Source organism: Stenotrophomonas sepilia (genome assembly GCF_003244875.1).
Lineage (GTDB): Bacteria > Pseudomonadota > Gammaproteobacteria > Xanthomonadales > Xanthomonadaceae > Stenotrophomonas > Stenotrophomonas sepilia.
This window is the reverse complement of the sequence record NZ_LXXZ01000033.1, coordinates 136,841-152,003: the sequence shown is the minus strand read 5'-3', so window position 1 is coordinate 152,003 and position 15,163 is coordinate 136,841. Positions and strand designations below refer to the sequence as shown.

The window sequence follows — 15,163 nt, the reverse complement described above, 5'->3', positions numbered from 1 at the left end:
CGCCCCACCTCTGACAGATTCCGATGGCGGTTGGTAGGTGTCGACCTTGGTCGACACTTCTGTCAGATATCGAAATCAATCAGGGGTCAGATCCGTTTTCCTCCGGAAAACGGATCTGACCCCAAGAGCCATTCCAACAGAAGGCGGGGTGGGTCCGGTTGCGGGGGCGTGAGCGCCATGGATGGCGCGACCGAGCCCCCATGGGTGAGGGCGCTTCGCTTGCGAAGCATTGCTTCGCAAGCGCCCGAACGCCCAGCCGCCAGCGGCTGGGCCGGACTGGGGATTCACGGCGTCCCCCGCAACCGGACCCACCCCGCCTCCCTACAGGAACCCCGCTGTTGCTGTTGCTGTTGCTGTTGCTGTTGCTGTTGCCTCCAGCAGGTGCAGGGCTGCAAGCCCTGCCGAACAACCCCCTACTTCAAACGCAGTGCCAGGCTGCCGCCCGCACACACCACCGCCAGCCAGGCCACGCCGTGCCACCCCCACTGCGCCAGCGCCAGGCTGCCCAGCGCACCGCCGGCGGCCATGCCGATGAACATGCCGGTGAACAACAGCGCATTGAGCCGGCTGCGTGCCGGCGGCACCAGGCCGTAGACCAGGGTCTGGTGCGCCACCAGCGCCGACTGGAAGCCGAAGTCGAACAGCAGCGCACTCACCACCAGCAACGGCAGCAGCGCGGCGGCCGGCAACCAGCCTTCGGCCAGCAGCAGGCCGAAGCCCAGCAGCGCCACCGCAATCGCCAGCCGTGCCACCGCATGGCACCCCAGTCGATCAGCGAAACGGCCGGCAAACGGCGCGGCCAATGCACCGGTCGCACCCGCAATACCAAACGCACCCGCCGCCGCACTGCCCAGCCCCAGGCGGGCATGCAGCATCAGCGCCAGGGTCGACCAGAACGCACTGAAGCCGACCGCCAGCAGCGACTGGCTGGCCACTGCACGTCGCAGCTGCGGCTGCTCACGCCACAACGCCAGCAATGAGCCCAGCAACGCCGGATAGCGCAGCGTGCTGGTCGGCGCGAAACGCGGCAGTGCACGCGCCATCACCGCGCCCATCGCCGCCACCGATACCGCCGCCAGCACGAACTGCGTGCGCCAACCCCACGCTTCAGCCACCACACCACTGACCACCCGCGACAACAGGATGCCGAGCAGCAGGCCGGTCATCACCCGGCCGACGATCTGGCCGCGCTGCGCATCCGGTGCCAGCACCGCAGCGGCGGGAACGATGTCCTGCGCCAGCGTTGCCATCAGCCCGACCAGCAGGCTGGCCATCAACAGGCCCGGCAGGTGCCCGGCCATCGCGGCGGCGCCCAGTGCCAGCGCCAGCAGCGCGGACTTCAACAGGATCAGATGGCGGCGGTCGAAGCGATCGCCCAGCGGTGCCAGCAGCAGGATGCCCAGTGCGTAGCCGAGCTGGGTCAGGGTTGGCACCAGGCCGGCGGCGCGCTCACCGGCGCCAACGTCCTGCGCGATCAGGCCCAGCATGGGCTGGCTGTAATACAGCGACGCGACCGAGAAGCCAGCACCGGCCGCCATTGCCAGCACCAATGAGGCGGAAGGCACGGTCGCCGGTGCGGCCGCAACAGACAGCGAGGGGGTAGACATGGGGGAGCCCCGTAGAGGAAGTGGGCGTATCCTGCCTGTATTCGCCAAACGTCTGTAGTAGGCTCTGGCACATATACTTCATACGCCACACGCATGAATGACCTCGCCACCGGCGCTGATCGCCTAGATCTGCTGCGCACCTTCCTGCGCATTGTCGATGCCGGCAGCCTGTCTGCTGCGGCCCTGCAGCTGGGCACCACCCAGCCGACGGTCAGCCGACGCCTGCAGGCACTGGAGCGGCAGCTCGGCCTGCGCCTGCTGCAGCGCTCCACCCATGGCCTGCAACTGACCGAGGACGGCCTGCGCTGCCAGCGTCATGCGCAGCGCGTGGTCGACGAATGGGAGTCGCTGCAGGCCGAACTGAACGGCGAACCGGAAACGCTGCGCGGACGCCTGCGGGTGATGGTGCCGCACGCCTTTGGCCAGGCGCAGCTGCTGCCGACCATGCTCGCATTCCTCGCCCAGCACCCGCAGCTGAGCCTGGAGTGGATCCTGGAAGATCGGCGCCCGGATTTCATCGCCGAAGGTATCGACTGCGCGGTCCGGGTGGGCCCAGTCGACGAACCGCGCATGGTTGCACTGCCGCTCGCGGAAGTGCCGCGCATCGTCGTGGCAGCGCCCTCGCTGGTGGACGCCACGGCGGTCAGCACGCCGGAACAGGCACAGTCACTGCCGTGGATCTCGCTGGTCACCTACTACCGCGAACGCCTGCTGCTGCATGACGCGCAGGGACGCGCGCATACCCTTTCGATCAGCCCGCGCCTGCTCAGCGACAACCTGTTCGTGGTACAGCAGGCTGCACGCGCCGGGCTGGGCGCAGCGGTGGTCTCGGCCTGGCTGGTGGCCAACGACCTCGCACAAGGACGGCTGGTGCAGCTGCTGCCGGACTGGCAGGCGCCGGCACTGCCGGTCCACGTCGTGTTTCCTGCCGCGCGCCAGCAGCCGCCACGGCTGCGCGCCTTCATCGATGCGATGAAGGCCGCGTTGCCGCAGCTACACGGAATGCGGCCGGCACCGCGCTAGGTCACCGGCCGCATCATCCACGCATGGCGTGGATCTACTGAGGGTACGGTAGATCCACGCCATGCGTGGATTCCGTCCAACCCCGCAATCAGTCAGCTTTCGCCGCCTCTGCATTCCACGCCGCGACCTTGGCCTTGGTGTCGGCCAGCATCTTGTCCAGCGCGGCGCGGTCATACACGTTGCCGCGCAGGATCACGCTGTCGATCTTCTCGGTGGCGGCGATGTCCTGCAGCGGGTTGGCGGTCAGCAGCACCAGGTCGGCGGCCTTGCCCTGCGCGACACCACCGTAGCGGTCCATCTGGCCGAACCAGGCCGGGCCGGAACGGGTTGCGGCCGACAGCGCCTGCGGCGCGCTCAGACCCTCCTTCACGAACAGCTGCAGTTCCTGGTGCAGGGCGATGCCCGGGAAGTTGAACGAGTTGAGGAAGCCCGCATCGGTGCCGGCAATGATCGTCACGCCCGCCTCCTGCAGCAACGGCAGCACGGCCGCCACCTGGTGGTACTGCGCGTGGCGCGCCTCGATCTGTGCCGGCGTCGCCTTCGCGGCGCGGTCCACGCGCCACTGGTAGGTCGCGCGCAGGCCCGGGCCGATGTAGGCCAGGTACGGATCGTTGGCGTGGTCATCCTGGTCCAGGAAATCGAGGATACGGCCACCGTTGAGGGTCGGGGTCACGAATACGCCGCGCTTGGCGAAATCACGGTAGGCGTGCATCGCGGTGTCACGGTCGAAGCTGGCGTCGAGGCGGCGATTGGCTTCCGCGCGGTCGATGCGGCCGGCGCCGAAGTCGGCGGCGATCTTCGCTTCGTCCTTGCTGCCGGCCTTGAATGCGTAGTCCAGGTGCTCGATCGAGGCCAGGCCGGCATCGACCGCCTGCTCCACCGTCAGCGCCATCGGAATGTGGCCCGAGGCCTTGAAGCCGGCCTTGCGCGCTGCGCTGGCCGAATACAGGAACAGATCCGGCTTCAGCGTGCTGTCGGTGATCTTCACGAAATCGACCTTATCGTGCTGCAGTCGGGTGATCGCCTTGTCGACGTCGGCCTCGCTACCCACTTCGATCGTGCCCTTCCAGACCGGCTTGATGCCTTCGATCTTCGCGCCCGAGCTGAGCAGGCGCGGGCCGAACAGCGTGCCCCTGGCGATCTCACCACGCCACTGCAGCACCTGCTCGGGCAGATCGCCGGAACAGTCACGCACGGTGGTGATGCCGTGCGCGATGTACAGCGGCAGCAGCGCCTTGTTCTCTTCGATCAGCGCCGGGCCGCCACCGAAGTGCACATGCATGTCCCACAGGCCCGGGATCAGGTATTTGCCCTTGGCATCGATCTGGCGGGCCGCGCTCCACTGGCCGCGCAGCTGCGCGTCCGGGCCCACCGCGACGATGTCCTCGCCGCGGATCACCACGCTCTGCCCGGCCCGCGCGCTGGCGTGCTCGACGTCGACCACGATGGCATTGCGGATCAGCAGGTCGGCGCGCTCGGCAGCAGATGCCGACAGCGGCGCCACCGCAAGAAGGATGGCAAGGGACAACGGGCGGGAACGGAACATGATGGACAGCATCCTGGTAGGCACGGCCAGCGTGCGGGTGGAAGGAGTAGCGGTTCAGCGCGCCGCGCCGTGCTGGCGCAGCAGGGTTTCAATGCCGGCATAGCCACGCTGGCGCGCGTGCGCCAGTGGCGTTACGCCATCGCCGTCGGCCAGCTCCGGGTCGGCACCGGCCTCCAGCAACAGCTGCACGATCTGCACATGGCGTTCACCACCGTCGCCAAGCAGGATCGCTTCCAGCAGCGCGGTCCAGTGCAGGCGGTTGACGTGGTCCACCGCCACACCTGCACGCAGCAGCATGCGCACGGTGGTGACGTGGCCGCGCTCGGCGGCCGGAATCAACGCAGTGCCCCCATAGCGGTTGGTGCTGCGCAGATCGGCGCCGTGCGCCAGGGTCATCGCCAGGATCTCATCCAGGCCGCGCGCGCCGGCATACAGGTAGGCACTGTCCTGCAGCGCATCCTTGGCATTGACGTCCGCCCCGGCCTCGATCAGTTCGCGCGCGGCATCCACGTTGTTGCCCTGCGTGGCCAGCAGCAGCGCCGTGCGGCCCTGGCCATCGCGCGCCTCAAGATCAGCACCATCGGCCAGTGCGCCGCGCACCGCCTCGGCATCGCCGCGGCTGGCGGCATCACGCAGGCGCGCGTCTGCGTCAGCTCTGGAGCTGGCAGTGCAGGCAGGGGTGACCATGGCCAGCAGACACAACAACAGCACGCGCGTGAACGGTGCAGGCCAGCCAGCAGGGCAATGGAAGCGCATCACGGTGTCTCCTTTTCTCCATCGCCGCAGGGCGATGGTCGCAGGGGCCGCGCATTGCCGGCCCCTGCCCCGCATGGTAGAAGTCGGCCTGGGTATCCAGAAGTGAAATGTTCAAATGCAAGACAGTGCCAAATCGAATAGAACCCTGTTCGAACTGGACCTGCTGCGGGCGCTGGTGATGGTGGCCGACTGCGGCAGCTTCACCACGGCGGCCACGCGCCTGCATTCGACGCAGTCCACGGTCAGCCAGAAGGTACGGCGGCTGGAGGAACTGGCCGGGCATCGCCTGCTCGAGCGCGGCCACCGCGATGTACACCCCACCGACGCCGGCCACACCCTGCTCGGCTATGCGCGGCGCATGCTCGACCTGAACGAGGAAATGGCACAGGCGCTGGCCGGCGCGACGGTGGAAACCGCGGTCCGCATCGGCGTACCCGAAGACTTCGTCAACCCGCAGACCACTCGCATGCTGGCCGCCTTCAGCCGCCGCCACCCGCAGGTGAAGCTGGAGATCAGCAGCGGCCTGAGCCGCGCCCTGGCACAGGGTTTCGACCACGGCGAGCTGGACCTGGTGCTGGTCAAGCAGCGCCGCAACAGCCGCCAGGCGGTGCACTGCCGCCGCGAGCCGATGCACTGGATCGACAGCCTGCGCAGCAGCTGCCTGCAGCAGGACCCGCTGCCGCTGGTCACCTTCCCGCCGCGAGGGCTGTACCGCGACGAGATGATCCACGCCGTGGAAGCGCTGGGCCTGCGCTGGCGCATTGCCTTCACCAGTTCGTCGCTGAGTGGCATCCAGGGCGCGGTGGCTGATGGCATCGGCATCAGCCTGCTGCCGCGCCGCGCGGTCACGCGCGAGCACCGCATCATCGATGGCGAGCGTGGGCTGCCGGTGATCGACAACTACGAAATCGGCCTGCTGCATCGTGCCGATGCCGATGATGCGGTGCGGGCACTGGCCAGCGAGCTGTGGCGGCAGGTACAGCGCGAACCGGATTGACCACGGTAGGTCCACGCCACGCGTGGATGCCTTACGCGCATTGATCATCGATATCTGATCAATCTTGCCGCACGGCAGGCATCATGGCCTCGTACAGTGCCCCTTGATTCCGTGCTCCACGGCGCCTCGCCATGTCCGACGAAACCCCGACCCGCTTCGATCCCCTGCCTGCGGCGCTGCAGACGCACCTGCAGCACCAGCGTGCACTGATCGCCGCGCGCGTGGCCGCCAGCTTCCCGACGTTGCCGGTGCAATGGCCGCTGGCCGCCAGCACATTGCAGCGCGTGGTCGATGCCGAACTGATCGATCGTGACGACTGCGGCGGCTGGGAAGCCCTGGGCGTGGCGTTCGGTGACACTCTGGCGCAACGCGTGCCGGGCCTGGCCTGGATGCAGGTCACCGATGCCTGGGGCATCGACGCGGTGCTGCGCCATGCCGACAGCAACTTGCAGATCGGCGCCGGCACCCTGCTGCTCAAGCGCGTGGAGCAGGGCGAGGTCATCGACATCGCCCATCTGCTGGCGTGGCTGGAAGAGTTCGTCGCCACCCGCGCAGACGATTACGCCTGAAAGCCGCCGGGCATGGCTCGGCACTACACGGAGCTGGCGCGGCGTGGTCTACAGCCAACGGCCATCCACCACTACCCGGCGCTGCACCGGCACCCCGGCCACGGCAGCCGGGCCATGATCGGCCCGCACGGCCACGAAAGTGGCCGGATGCCCTTCCACGAGACCGTATTGCGGCAGCCCGATCACCTGCGCCGCATGGGTCGTGACCATGTCCAGCGCCAGCATCAGGTCGGCATCGGTGTAGAAGCCCGAGCGGTAGCCCAGCAGCATCGCCCGCTGCAGCAGATCGCCGTTGCCGTAAGGCCACCAGCAGTCGCGGATGTTGTCGTTGCCGGCGAACACGCGCACGCCCGCATCATGCAGTGCGCGCAAAGGCGGAAATGGATGATCACCCGGCGCGTTGCTCATGATCGCCACACCCGCCGTGGCCAGCGCCTCGCCCACCTGCAACGCGCGCGCCAGCGGCACGTCGCCCAGCGAGTAGGCATGACTGACCGCCACCCGCCCCTGCAGGCCAGCGGCCCGGGTCCGCGCGGCAATGCGCAGCAACTGGGCCAGTCCGGTTTCGCCGGGCTCATGCAGGTGGATGTCCAGGCGCACGCCATAGCGCTCGGCCAGGCCGAACAGCAGTGCCAGCTGGCCCTCAGCATCGCCATCCAGCGTGGTCGGGTCGATGCCTCCCAGCACCTCCACGCCCGCTGCAAGGGCCTGCTCAAGCACGGCGGCGGTGCCCGGACAGGACATCACCCCGGCCTGCGGGAACGCCACCAGCTGGATCCGCATGATGTCGGCGCAGCGCAGCGCCGCCTCGCGCACCGCTTCGAGATGACGCAGGCCCGTGCTGCCGTCGATGTCGACGTGGCAGCGCATGGCCACCGTGCCGAAGCGGCTGCACTGGCGGATCAATGCCTCGGCACGGTCCACCATCGGCGCGGCACTCGCTACCGCGGCCTTCTCTACCGCCAACCGCTCACGCAGGCTGTTCACCGGTTGATGCGGGTGCCAGCGGTCGCCGACAAAACTCTTGTCCAGATGGATGTGGCCGTCGACCAGCCCGGGCAGGACCGCGAAGCCCTGCAGGTCGACGCATTCCGCCCCGTCGGCCGGCGAGGCCTCGCCATTGAGGCCACTGATGCGGCCGTCACGGATATGGAAATGCAGTGGCGCGCCGTAGCGGTCTACACCGCCATGGACGAACTGAAGCGTCATCGGAAACTCCCGGAAAGCCAAGTCATGACGCCATCCTGCGCGCCCGCGCTGCCATCGGCCAACGAAATATCTGGATGCCACATATTCACCAATCCGATGAACGCGGTTGCGACGGAGCTCGCAGCCACGCCGTGCACACGCCTGAACGGGTACCATAGGCACCTGTTTCCGCTGTGATGCCGCATGGGCCCGTCCGACCGCCACGATCGCCTCCGCCGCTGGCAGGCCGCGTCCCTGCTCGCTGCTGCCCCGATGGCCAGCCTGTCCGCCGCCGATACGGCCGCCACCGCGCCGCTGCAGGCGCCGCCGGGCCAACAGCGCATCGCATCGGCTGCCCTCGTCGAGCGGTTGCACCAGCGTGTGCTGTCCGGGCAGAGCGCCACCGCCACCCTGGAACACTGGTGCGCCGAACACGGCCTGGCCGAACAGGCGCGGGTGCGCGCGGTGCGTGTGCATGCCCAGGACAAGCCTGCCCCTGCCGATGTGCTGCAGGCGCTGGGTGCGACGCAGCCTGGCACCGCGCTGCGCTACCGCCGGGTACAGCTGGTCTGTGGCAGCCGCGTGCTGTCCGAGGCCGACAACTGGTACCTGCCGGACCATCTCAGCCCGGCCATGAACCAGGTGCTGGACAGCACCGACGAACCCTTTGGCCGCGTGGTCGGCCCGCTCGGTTTCCAGCGCCAGACCCTGGCTGACCAGACGTTCTGGCCACCGCGTGGCGAAGGCGACGACGGCGTGGTCCTGGAAGTGCGCGCGCTGCTACGCGATCGCCAGCAGCAGCCCTTCAGCTACGTCATCGAGTCGTACCTGCAACAGGCCCTGCCCTAGCCGACCGGCGCGCGCCATCACCGCGGTGTCTAGACAGCAGAAGGCCCGGCATTGCCGGGCCTTCTGTCTGCCCGCCCGATCAGCGGAACCGGTAGTCCAGCTGCAGCCAGTACTGGCGGCCATACGGGTCGTAGTTGCCGACCGGGTAGAACGGCCAGCCGCCCCCGTTCCTGTCCGCCGGCGGGCGGCTGTCACGCAGGTTGTTGACGATCACGCCCACCGACAGGTTCTCGCCGAACTGGCGGAACACGCTGGCGTTGTAGGTCATGTACGGCGCGATGCGGCCACTGCCATCGGTCTTCGGCAGTGAACCGAAACGATTGCCGTACAGCGTGGTGGTCCAGTCGCCCTGGTTCCAGGTGATGCTGCCATTGGCCTTGCTGCGCCACTGGTAGTCATCCAGTGAATTGCGGATGTCACGCTCCGGATCATCGGAGAACTGCCGGTATTTATGCTCCAGCACCACGGTATAGGCCAGGCGCGTGGTGAAGCGGCCATAGCGGCCGGCGTCGAAGCGCCAGTTGCCCTTCAGGTCCAGGCCGCGCACCGACTCGGAGGCCGCGTTGATCGGATTGATCAGCACGCGGGTTACCTGGTCCGGCTGCACCGTGGCATTGGACGGGTTGCGGATCACCCGCGACAGCGCGTCCTGGCACAGCGGTGAACCGATATCGCGCGCTTCGCCACCCAACGTGCGTCCCAAGCGGCAATCGGCTTCATCACGAAGAATACGGCTGGTGTCGAGGCTGGTGACCTCATTGTCGATGCGGATGTCGTAGTAGTCAGCACTGAAGTCCAGCCCGGACAGCGGCGACCAGACCACGCCGAACCCATAGGATTTGGCGGTTTCCGGCTGCAGCTGTGCGTTGGCACGGTTGCTGTAGTCGATCGACAGGCCGTTGTAGTCGCAGTTGTCGTACGACTGGCCTGCAGTACGGCAGCGCCAGTAATCGGTCATGCCCGGGTTGTAGCCGCGGGTCTCGGTGGCAAACACGTAGTTCATGTCCGGTGCACGGAAGCTGGTCGCAGCAGAGCCGCGGATCAACAGGCTCTCGATCGGGCGGAACTCGACGCCGAAGCTCCAGGTCGCCTTGCCGATGTGCTCGCCGCCTGCGCGGTACTGGTCGTAGCGGCCGGCCAGCGTGGTGGTCAGCGATTGCAGCAACGGCAACTGCAGTTCAACGCCGGCCGCATAGCGATCACGATCACCGCCGGCACCGATACCGGCGCTGGTGTTCCAGAACTCGCCGGTGTCCAGGCGCGGGTCCGGGCGGTTGCGGTAGCCCTGGCTGCCGGCCTCGACCACCGCCGCCAGCGCAGCATCGCCGCCCGGCAGTGCGAACAGGCGGCCATTGATGCTGGCGCTGAAGGTCTGCAGCCACGCCGCGTTGCGACTTTCCTGATAGTCGGACAGGCCCTCGTACTCGTTCGGAGTCAAAGGCTTGAACAGGCGCACCGGGTCCGGCGCATAGACCTCCACGCCATTGCGCACGCCCAGCTTCGGGCCCAGCAGGTACTCGTTGATGCCGGCCAGCAGCACCGGGCGACGGGTGCGGTTCTCGTAGCGCGAACGGCTGTAGACCGCCTCGTAGTCCCAGCCGCTGTCGCCGATCTGGCCGCGCGCGCCCAGGTTGAACGACCACGAGTTCTCCAGGAACCGATTGGCATTGCGCGGCAGGCCACCGATTTCCTCCGGCGCGAAGCGGCGGTACCAGCTCTCCAGGTTCCCGCTGTTCTGGTTGTAGAAGTAGTTGCGTGACGACGTCCAGGTCGGCGCACGCGTGTTGTTGTAGATGCGCGCGCTGCCCACGGCGACATCGGCGAACAGGTCGGTGGTGTCGTTGACGTGGAAGGTCAACAGGCCATAGCCATTGAGGTTGCGCTTCTGGGTCTGCACGGTCCAGTAGCTGGCGGCGGCCTCGTTGCTGCCGCAGTACCAGCCCTGGCGCGGGTTGTTGGCACGGAACACGCTGCCGCCATAAATGCCCGACGCTGCGTCGCAGCCGCTCACGCCCGGATCGATGTTGTGGCCGGTGGCAGCATTGCGGCGATAGGCGATCGCGGTCGCCTGCGGCGCCTTGCCGGCCGGATCATCGTCCAGTGAATCCATGAAGTCGCGTTGGCGCGCGTGGATCGCCTTGCGCACGTCGAACTCGAAGCCGAACAGCGCATCCCAACGCTCGCCGGAACTGCCACCGACCACCTGCGCGCGCTGGTTGTCACCCCCGCCCTGCTGGGTGCCGCCGGCGCGCACGTTCACGTCCACGCCTTCAAAGCGGTCCTTGAGGATGATGTTGACCACGCCGGCGATGGCATCGGAGCCATACACCGCCGACGCACCCGCGGCGAGCACCTCGATGCGCTCGATCAGGGCGCTGGGAATGTTGGCGAGGTTGACCACGTTCACCGAGCCCTCGTAGGCCAGCGGGTAGTCGGCCTGGCGGCGGCCGTTGACCAGCACCAGCGTGCGGTTCGGACCCAGTCCACGCAGGTTGATGGTGTTGGCGGCCGGTGTGAACGTATTGCCGAAGTCCTCGCCCTGCACGTTGCCGGTGTTCTCGGTCAGCGCGCTCAGCGCGTCGAAGGCATTGCGGTAGCCCTGCGCATCGATCTGCTCGCGGCTGATCACCGTCACCGGCGAGGGCCCCTCGACACTGGCACGGGGAATGCGCGAGCCGGTGACCTTCACTTCCTGCAATGTGGTGGGTGCGCTTTCCTGCGCGAAGGCCGGCAGCGAGACCAGCATCAGGGACGACAGCGCGAGCACCAGCGGACGCGGGCGCAACGCCTTGTGGGAGGCGGACATGGGCTTCCTGGGGGAGTGGGCGGGTGGTACGGGGGAGCCGTGGCCTGTGCGGCACATAACGATCCCGTAACGAAAGTGTCCTGAATGGGTGGTTTCAACGGAAATGACCAGCCCTGATGGGCTTATGCCTGAACCGAATCAGACCCCCGGCTCCGCTCACCGCATTTTTGCAATGTTTTGAATGGTGCAGGGAGGCGGGCACGGCCATCGTGCCGGGGATGATGATCCCGTATCCCACCTCGCTTCTCCCCCCGTTGCGGCCGGTGCTGCGCCGTCACCTGCTGCAGCTGCAGGCCGCACCGGTCACCCTGCGCCCGTTCCAGCGTACCGACCTGCCGCGCTGGCGCCTGTTCGATGATCGCCGCCGGCGCGGCCGACGCCATCCGGCGGGTATCGACGAGGAAGCCCGCTTCCTGGCCCACATGCACCGCTCGCGGCTGGAGCAGGACAACGATCAGCTGATGCTGGGGGTATTCGATGACGAGCACGGCACCGTGCTGGACCAGTTGCATGTCCGCCTGCAGTGCTTGCATACGCGCTGCGCCGAGCTGCTGTCGCTGCAGCATTGGCACCCGCACGCGGATGCAGCGCTGCGGGCGCTGTGCCCGTTCCTTTTCGAGGATGTGGGCGTGCACCGCCTGTTCGTGATGCTGCCACCGGACTGCAGCAGCCCGTTCGCCACTGCACTGCACGCCTTCGGCTTCGAACAGGAAGGGCTGCTGCGCGACCACCACCTGGATCTGGACGGTTGGCAGGATCGCCAGCTGCTGGCACTGACCGCGCCGGTCTGGCGCAGCCGCCAGCACCCCGAGAGTTAGCGGACCCGCTCCAGCGATGCACCTGCGCCGGTCAGCACTGCGCAGGCGTGGTCCTGCAGCTCTTCAGCGCTGGCCTCGTTGCCGGTGCCGGGGTCCACACGGGTGGCCAGCAGGATGAAACCCGGGCCACCCTGCACCGGATCCCGTCCCGCCACCACCAGGCTCCACTGGCCCACGTCGTCCACGCCGGCGAGGTCATAGGCCAGCAGATTGAGCGGATTGGCGGTCAGTTCCGCGCCCGGCAACAGGCGGGCCTGGTACTGATGACCGCGCAGCGGCACCGGCAACGGTGACCACTGGCTGCCCAGGGCAGCGGCATGCACGTCCAACGCCTGCAACACGTCGCCACGCAGGCAATCCACGTGGATATGCAGCTGGTGCTGCGAACGGCCGTGCGGCGAGTTCAATGCCAGGCTCGCGACGTTGCGCGGCAGCGGTTGCCGCAAGGCTTGTTCGGTGTGGCTGCGCGCCTGCCAGGCCGCAGCGAAGTAGTTCGGCGCCCCACGCTGGTAAAGACCGCGGTTCTCGATGCCACTTACCTTGTCCAGCGGCATCAGCAGAAACTGGTAGTCACCGTGTGCATCCTTGACCAGCACGTCACGGCGGCCGGCTGCCGTCTCCACCCGCAGGCAGCTGCCGCGCGGGCCGTCAGCTGCCTGGCAGTCACGCTCGATCAGGCGCCACAGCGCATCGGAATGGACGGGCGGCAGAGGCGGCGCGCTCGCACAGGCGGACAACAGCAGCAGGGGCGACAGCAGCAACGGGCGCAGGGACACGGCGGCGACTCACGGAACAGGCACGGCAGGCGGCGCCGCGCTGCATTCTAGCCAGTGCGGTGCTGCAATCAGTAGGTGCCGAACGGCACTTCAACCACGATCGGAGCCACACCCTCGCCCGCCTGCAGGGTGTAGCGGTCCAGTGCGCCATCATCTTCGGCGTGCGGCTGGCGCTGGAAATGCAGGGGATAGCGCTCATCCCCCAGGCGCACGGCACTGCCATCGGCCTCCAGCGCGGCACCTTCGGGAATCAGCAGCCCACCCAGGTCGCTGTAGGCCCCCGGCACATCGGTGAAACCATAGTCAGCCAGTTCATCCACGCGCTGCATCGCATAGACATGCGGCAGGTAGGGGCGTGCCGGGCTGCGGCCATTGCTGAGGTCGGTCACCCAGGCCTGTGGCAGGTGGTATTGCTCGCGCAGTGCGGCCACGCCCAGCGACGGGCTGGCCACCTGCAGGCAGCACACCGCGCGCTTGCCCTCACGATCGACAATGGCGAATCGATCGCCGCGGGTGGCGGCCTGCGGCAGCATCGCGAACGCCAGGTTGCGCTGGGCGGGTGCGTAGCCTGCCTCGGTCTGCAGGTTGCGCCAGGCACCGAACACCGGCGCTTCCGCAGCGGCGTCCGGCGCCGGTTCGATGGCAGAGGCGGCAAACGCCACGCCCAGCACCGACACTGCCAGTACCCTTCTCGCCCTGCGCTTGTCGCGCAAACTGCCTGCCGTCATAGCGTATCCAACACCTGCACCGGAATGGCCCGGCCTGCCCGCTGGCGTGCTGCCAGCCATCCCTGCCACTATGCAATGACCACGCTGTGCCGGCAATGACCGGAGTGCTGACGCCTTTCGCGCGACGGGTGCTATCGTTCCGCCCATCTTCCCTGCGCAGGAGCGCTCGCATGTCCGCCTTCCGTCTGTCCCTGCTACTGCCTGCGTCGGCCCTGCTGCTGTCGGCCTGCGTCAGCACCCCTGGCCCGCAGGTCAAGGGTACCGGCCACTGCGATGCCAGCCAGCTGGGCTGGGCAATCGGCCAGCCGGCCAACGAACCCAACATCCGCCGCCTGTCCAGCGAGAGCGGCGCCGGCCTGGTCAACCCGATCGGCCCCAGCACCATCACCACCAAGGACATCCGCCAGGATCGCCTGCGCGTTTACGTGGACAAGGACAACATCATCACCGCCACCCGCTGCGAGTAGGCGCTGTAGAGCCGAGCCCACGCTCGGCTGCGCTTCCGTGACAGCCGAGGGCAGGCTCGGCTCTACAGAAAACCCCAGTCGAGCATGGCTCGACGCTACATGTCAGGGTTCGGTATACCCCGCGCAGTCCGGCAGCGCCTGGTCGGGGTTGAACACCCCATCACTGAAGCGGAACAGCCGCGTGTAGCTGCACGCCGGGTCCTGCTCGGTGCGCAGGTCCTTCTTCTTCAGCGGGCCCCTGGCCAGCGAATCCTCGAAGCGCGAAACACCCGCCGGGAACCGGGTCGCCACGGTCTGGTAGCGCAGCACCGGCATGCCCTCGGCCACCGGATCCAGCCCGAGCTTGGCCGAGAACCCGTATTCGTCGTGGCAGGCGCCTGCGCGCTGCTTCATGTCCTGCTCGCTGAAACAGGCGCGGATCATCGCATTGCCCAGCCATGGCACGGTCAGCACGTCGTCGTCCACCTGGATGTCGTCCTGCAGGTGGCGCACGCGTGCCAACTGCAGCGTGGACGCGTCCGCACTTCCACCGGAGTACATGGTGCTGAACTTGACGATGCCGCCTACCAGCACATTCTGGCGGGCGCGCTGCTGCGGGTCGGTCACTGTTTCGTCGCTGCCCACGCCCGGCGCCAGGCGCACGATCCACGGCCACAGTGACAGGTCGGCTTCCTGCGGCACGTCGATGCTGACGTGGTAGGTGTGTGGCTTGCCCTGGCCCTGCACCTTCTCAAGCACTTCCAGCACGCTCGGCCGGTCACCCTCCTCGGCGACCGGCTGCACGCGCACGCACCAGTTGCCGTCCCGCGTGCAGTCATAAAGCCCCGACGGTCCAGTCTCACTCGCGATCAGCACCTGCCCCAGCGGTTCCATCACGTTGCCGGCGGCATCGCGCTGCTGCGGCAGGATAGAAGACTGTGCCAGCACCAGCAGCGGGGTCGCCAGCAATGCAGCGCACAGGGCGGCGCGGACGGGAATGGAAGGCATGTGCGGCTCCTGTGGCTGGGATTCCGATGGTAACCGCTACCCGGAC

At 67.7% G+C, this 15,163-nt stretch carries 14 protein-coding genes; 6 read left to right on the top strand and 8 right to left on the bottom strand.

Going from position 1 to position 15,163, the window contains the following annotated elements; translation table 11 throughout:
• Window positions 1–413 precede the first annotated feature (413 nt).
• Entirely contained in the window at window positions 414–1,607 is a 1,194-nt protein-coding gene (locus tag A7X97_RS05775; RefSeq protein WP_088497335.1) for an MFS transporter, read from the bottom strand.
• Window positions 1,608–1,700: 93 nt separating this feature from the next.
• Here A7X97_RS05775 and A7X97_RS05770 point away from each other — a divergent pair, with 93 nt between their 5' ends.
• Complete coding sequence (locus A7X97_RS05770) at window positions 1,701–2,630, top strand: LysR family transcriptional regulator (protein ID WP_088497336.1); 930 nt, start codon at window positions 1,701–1,703, stop codon at window positions 2,628–2,630.
• An 88-nt stretch (window positions 2,631–2,718) separates the two neighbouring features.
• Here A7X97_RS05770 and A7X97_RS05765 read toward each other — a convergent pair whose 3' ends face one another.
• Both A7X97_RS05765 and A7X97_RS05760 read right to left on the bottom strand, forming a co-directional pair.
• A complete protein-coding gene (locus A7X97_RS05765; protein ID WP_072167483.1) occupies window positions 2,719–4,176 on the bottom strand; it encodes an amidohydrolase family protein in 1,458 nt (485 codons plus the stop codon).
• Between the two features lie 54 nt (window positions 4,177–4,230).
• Window positions 4,231–4,932 carry an ankyrin repeat domain-containing protein gene (locus A7X97_RS05760; RefSeq protein ID WP_088497337.1) on the bottom strand — a complete coding sequence of 234 codons (702 nt, stop codon included), beginning with the start codon at window positions 4,930–4,932 and terminating at the stop codon, window positions 4,231–4,233.
• A gap of 115 nt (window positions 4,933–5,047) precedes the next feature.
• Here A7X97_RS05760 and A7X97_RS05755 point away from each other — a divergent pair, with 115 nt between their 5' ends.
• Window positions 5,048–5,929 (top strand): LysR substrate-binding domain-containing protein, encoded by an 882-nt coding sequence (locus tag A7X97_RS05755; RefSeq protein WP_072167481.1) that lies wholly within the window; start codon window positions 5,048–5,050, stop codon window positions 5,927–5,929.
• Between the two features lie 131 nt (window positions 5,930–6,060).
• Window positions 6,061–6,498 (top strand): DUF3806 domain-containing protein, encoded by a 438-nt coding sequence (locus tag A7X97_RS05750; protein ID WP_088497338.1) that lies wholly within the window; start codon window positions 6,061–6,063, stop codon window positions 6,496–6,498.
• Window positions 6,499–6,546: 48 nt separating this feature from the next.
• Here A7X97_RS05750 and A7X97_RS05745 read toward each other — a convergent pair whose 3' ends face one another.
• Window positions 6,547–7,707: an amidohydrolase family protein gene (locus tag A7X97_RS05745; protein WP_088497339.1), complete on the bottom strand. Its 1,161-nt coding sequence runs from the start codon at window positions 7,705–7,707 to the stop codon at window positions 6,547–6,549.
• Window positions 7,708–7,890: 183 nt separating this feature from the next.
• Between A7X97_RS05745 and A7X97_RS05740 the strand changes: the two genes are divergently transcribed.
• Window positions 7,891–8,535 carry a hypothetical protein gene (locus tag A7X97_RS05740; protein WP_088497340.1) on the top strand — a complete coding sequence of 215 codons (645 nt, stop codon included), beginning with the start codon at window positions 7,891–7,893 and terminating at the stop codon, window positions 8,533–8,535.
• A 79-nt stretch (window positions 8,536–8,614) separates the two neighbouring features.
• Here the strand turns inward: A7X97_RS05740 and A7X97_RS05735 are convergent, their stop codons facing one another.
• A complete protein-coding gene (locus A7X97_RS05735) occupies window positions 8,615–11,341 on the bottom strand; it encodes a TonB-dependent receptor plug domain-containing protein (protein WP_088497341.1) in 2,727 nt (908 codons plus the stop codon).
• A 218-nt stretch (window positions 11,342–11,559) separates the two neighbouring features.
• Here A7X97_RS05735 and A7X97_RS05730 point away from each other — a divergent pair, with 218 nt between their 5' ends.
• Window positions 11,560–12,159 (top strand): GNAT family N-acetyltransferase, encoded by a 600-nt coding sequence (locus A7X97_RS05730; protein ID WP_072167476.1) that lies wholly within the window; start codon window positions 11,560–11,562, stop codon window positions 12,157–12,159.
• On the opposite strand, the gene A7X97_RS05725 is transcribed toward A7X97_RS05730, so the two are convergent.
• Together A7X97_RS05725 and A7X97_RS05720 are read right to left on the bottom strand one after the other, a co-directional pair.
• On the bottom strand, window positions 12,156–12,935 hold the full coding sequence (locus A7X97_RS05725; protein WP_088497342.1) for a CDP-diacylglycerol diphosphatase: 780 nt from the start codon (window positions 12,933–12,935) through the stop codon (window positions 12,156–12,158). The two genes, A7X97_RS05730 and A7X97_RS05725, sit on opposite strands and share 4 nt — an antisense overlap.
• Before the next feature lie 68 nt (window positions 12,936–13,003).
• Complete coding sequence (locus A7X97_RS05720) at window positions 13,004–13,663, bottom strand: decarboxylase (protein ID WP_088497343.1); 660 nt, start codon at window positions 13,661–13,663, stop codon at window positions 13,004–13,006.
• Window positions 13,664–13,833: 170 nt separating this feature from the next.
• On the opposite strand from A7X97_RS05720, the gene A7X97_RS05715 reads away from it, so the two are divergent.
• Window positions 13,834–14,130: a hypothetical protein gene (locus A7X97_RS05715; RefSeq protein WP_005417035.1), complete on the top strand. Its 297-nt coding sequence runs from the start codon at window positions 13,834–13,836 to the stop codon at window positions 14,128–14,130.
• Window positions 14,131–14,232: 102 nt separating this feature from the next.
• On the opposite strand, the gene A7X97_RS05710 is transcribed toward A7X97_RS05715, so the two are convergent.
• On the bottom strand, window positions 14,233–15,117 hold the full coding sequence (locus tag A7X97_RS05710) for a hypothetical protein (protein ID WP_088497344.1): 885 nt from the start codon (window positions 15,115–15,117) through the stop codon (window positions 14,233–14,235).
• Window positions 15,118–15,163: the final 46 nt, after the last annotated feature.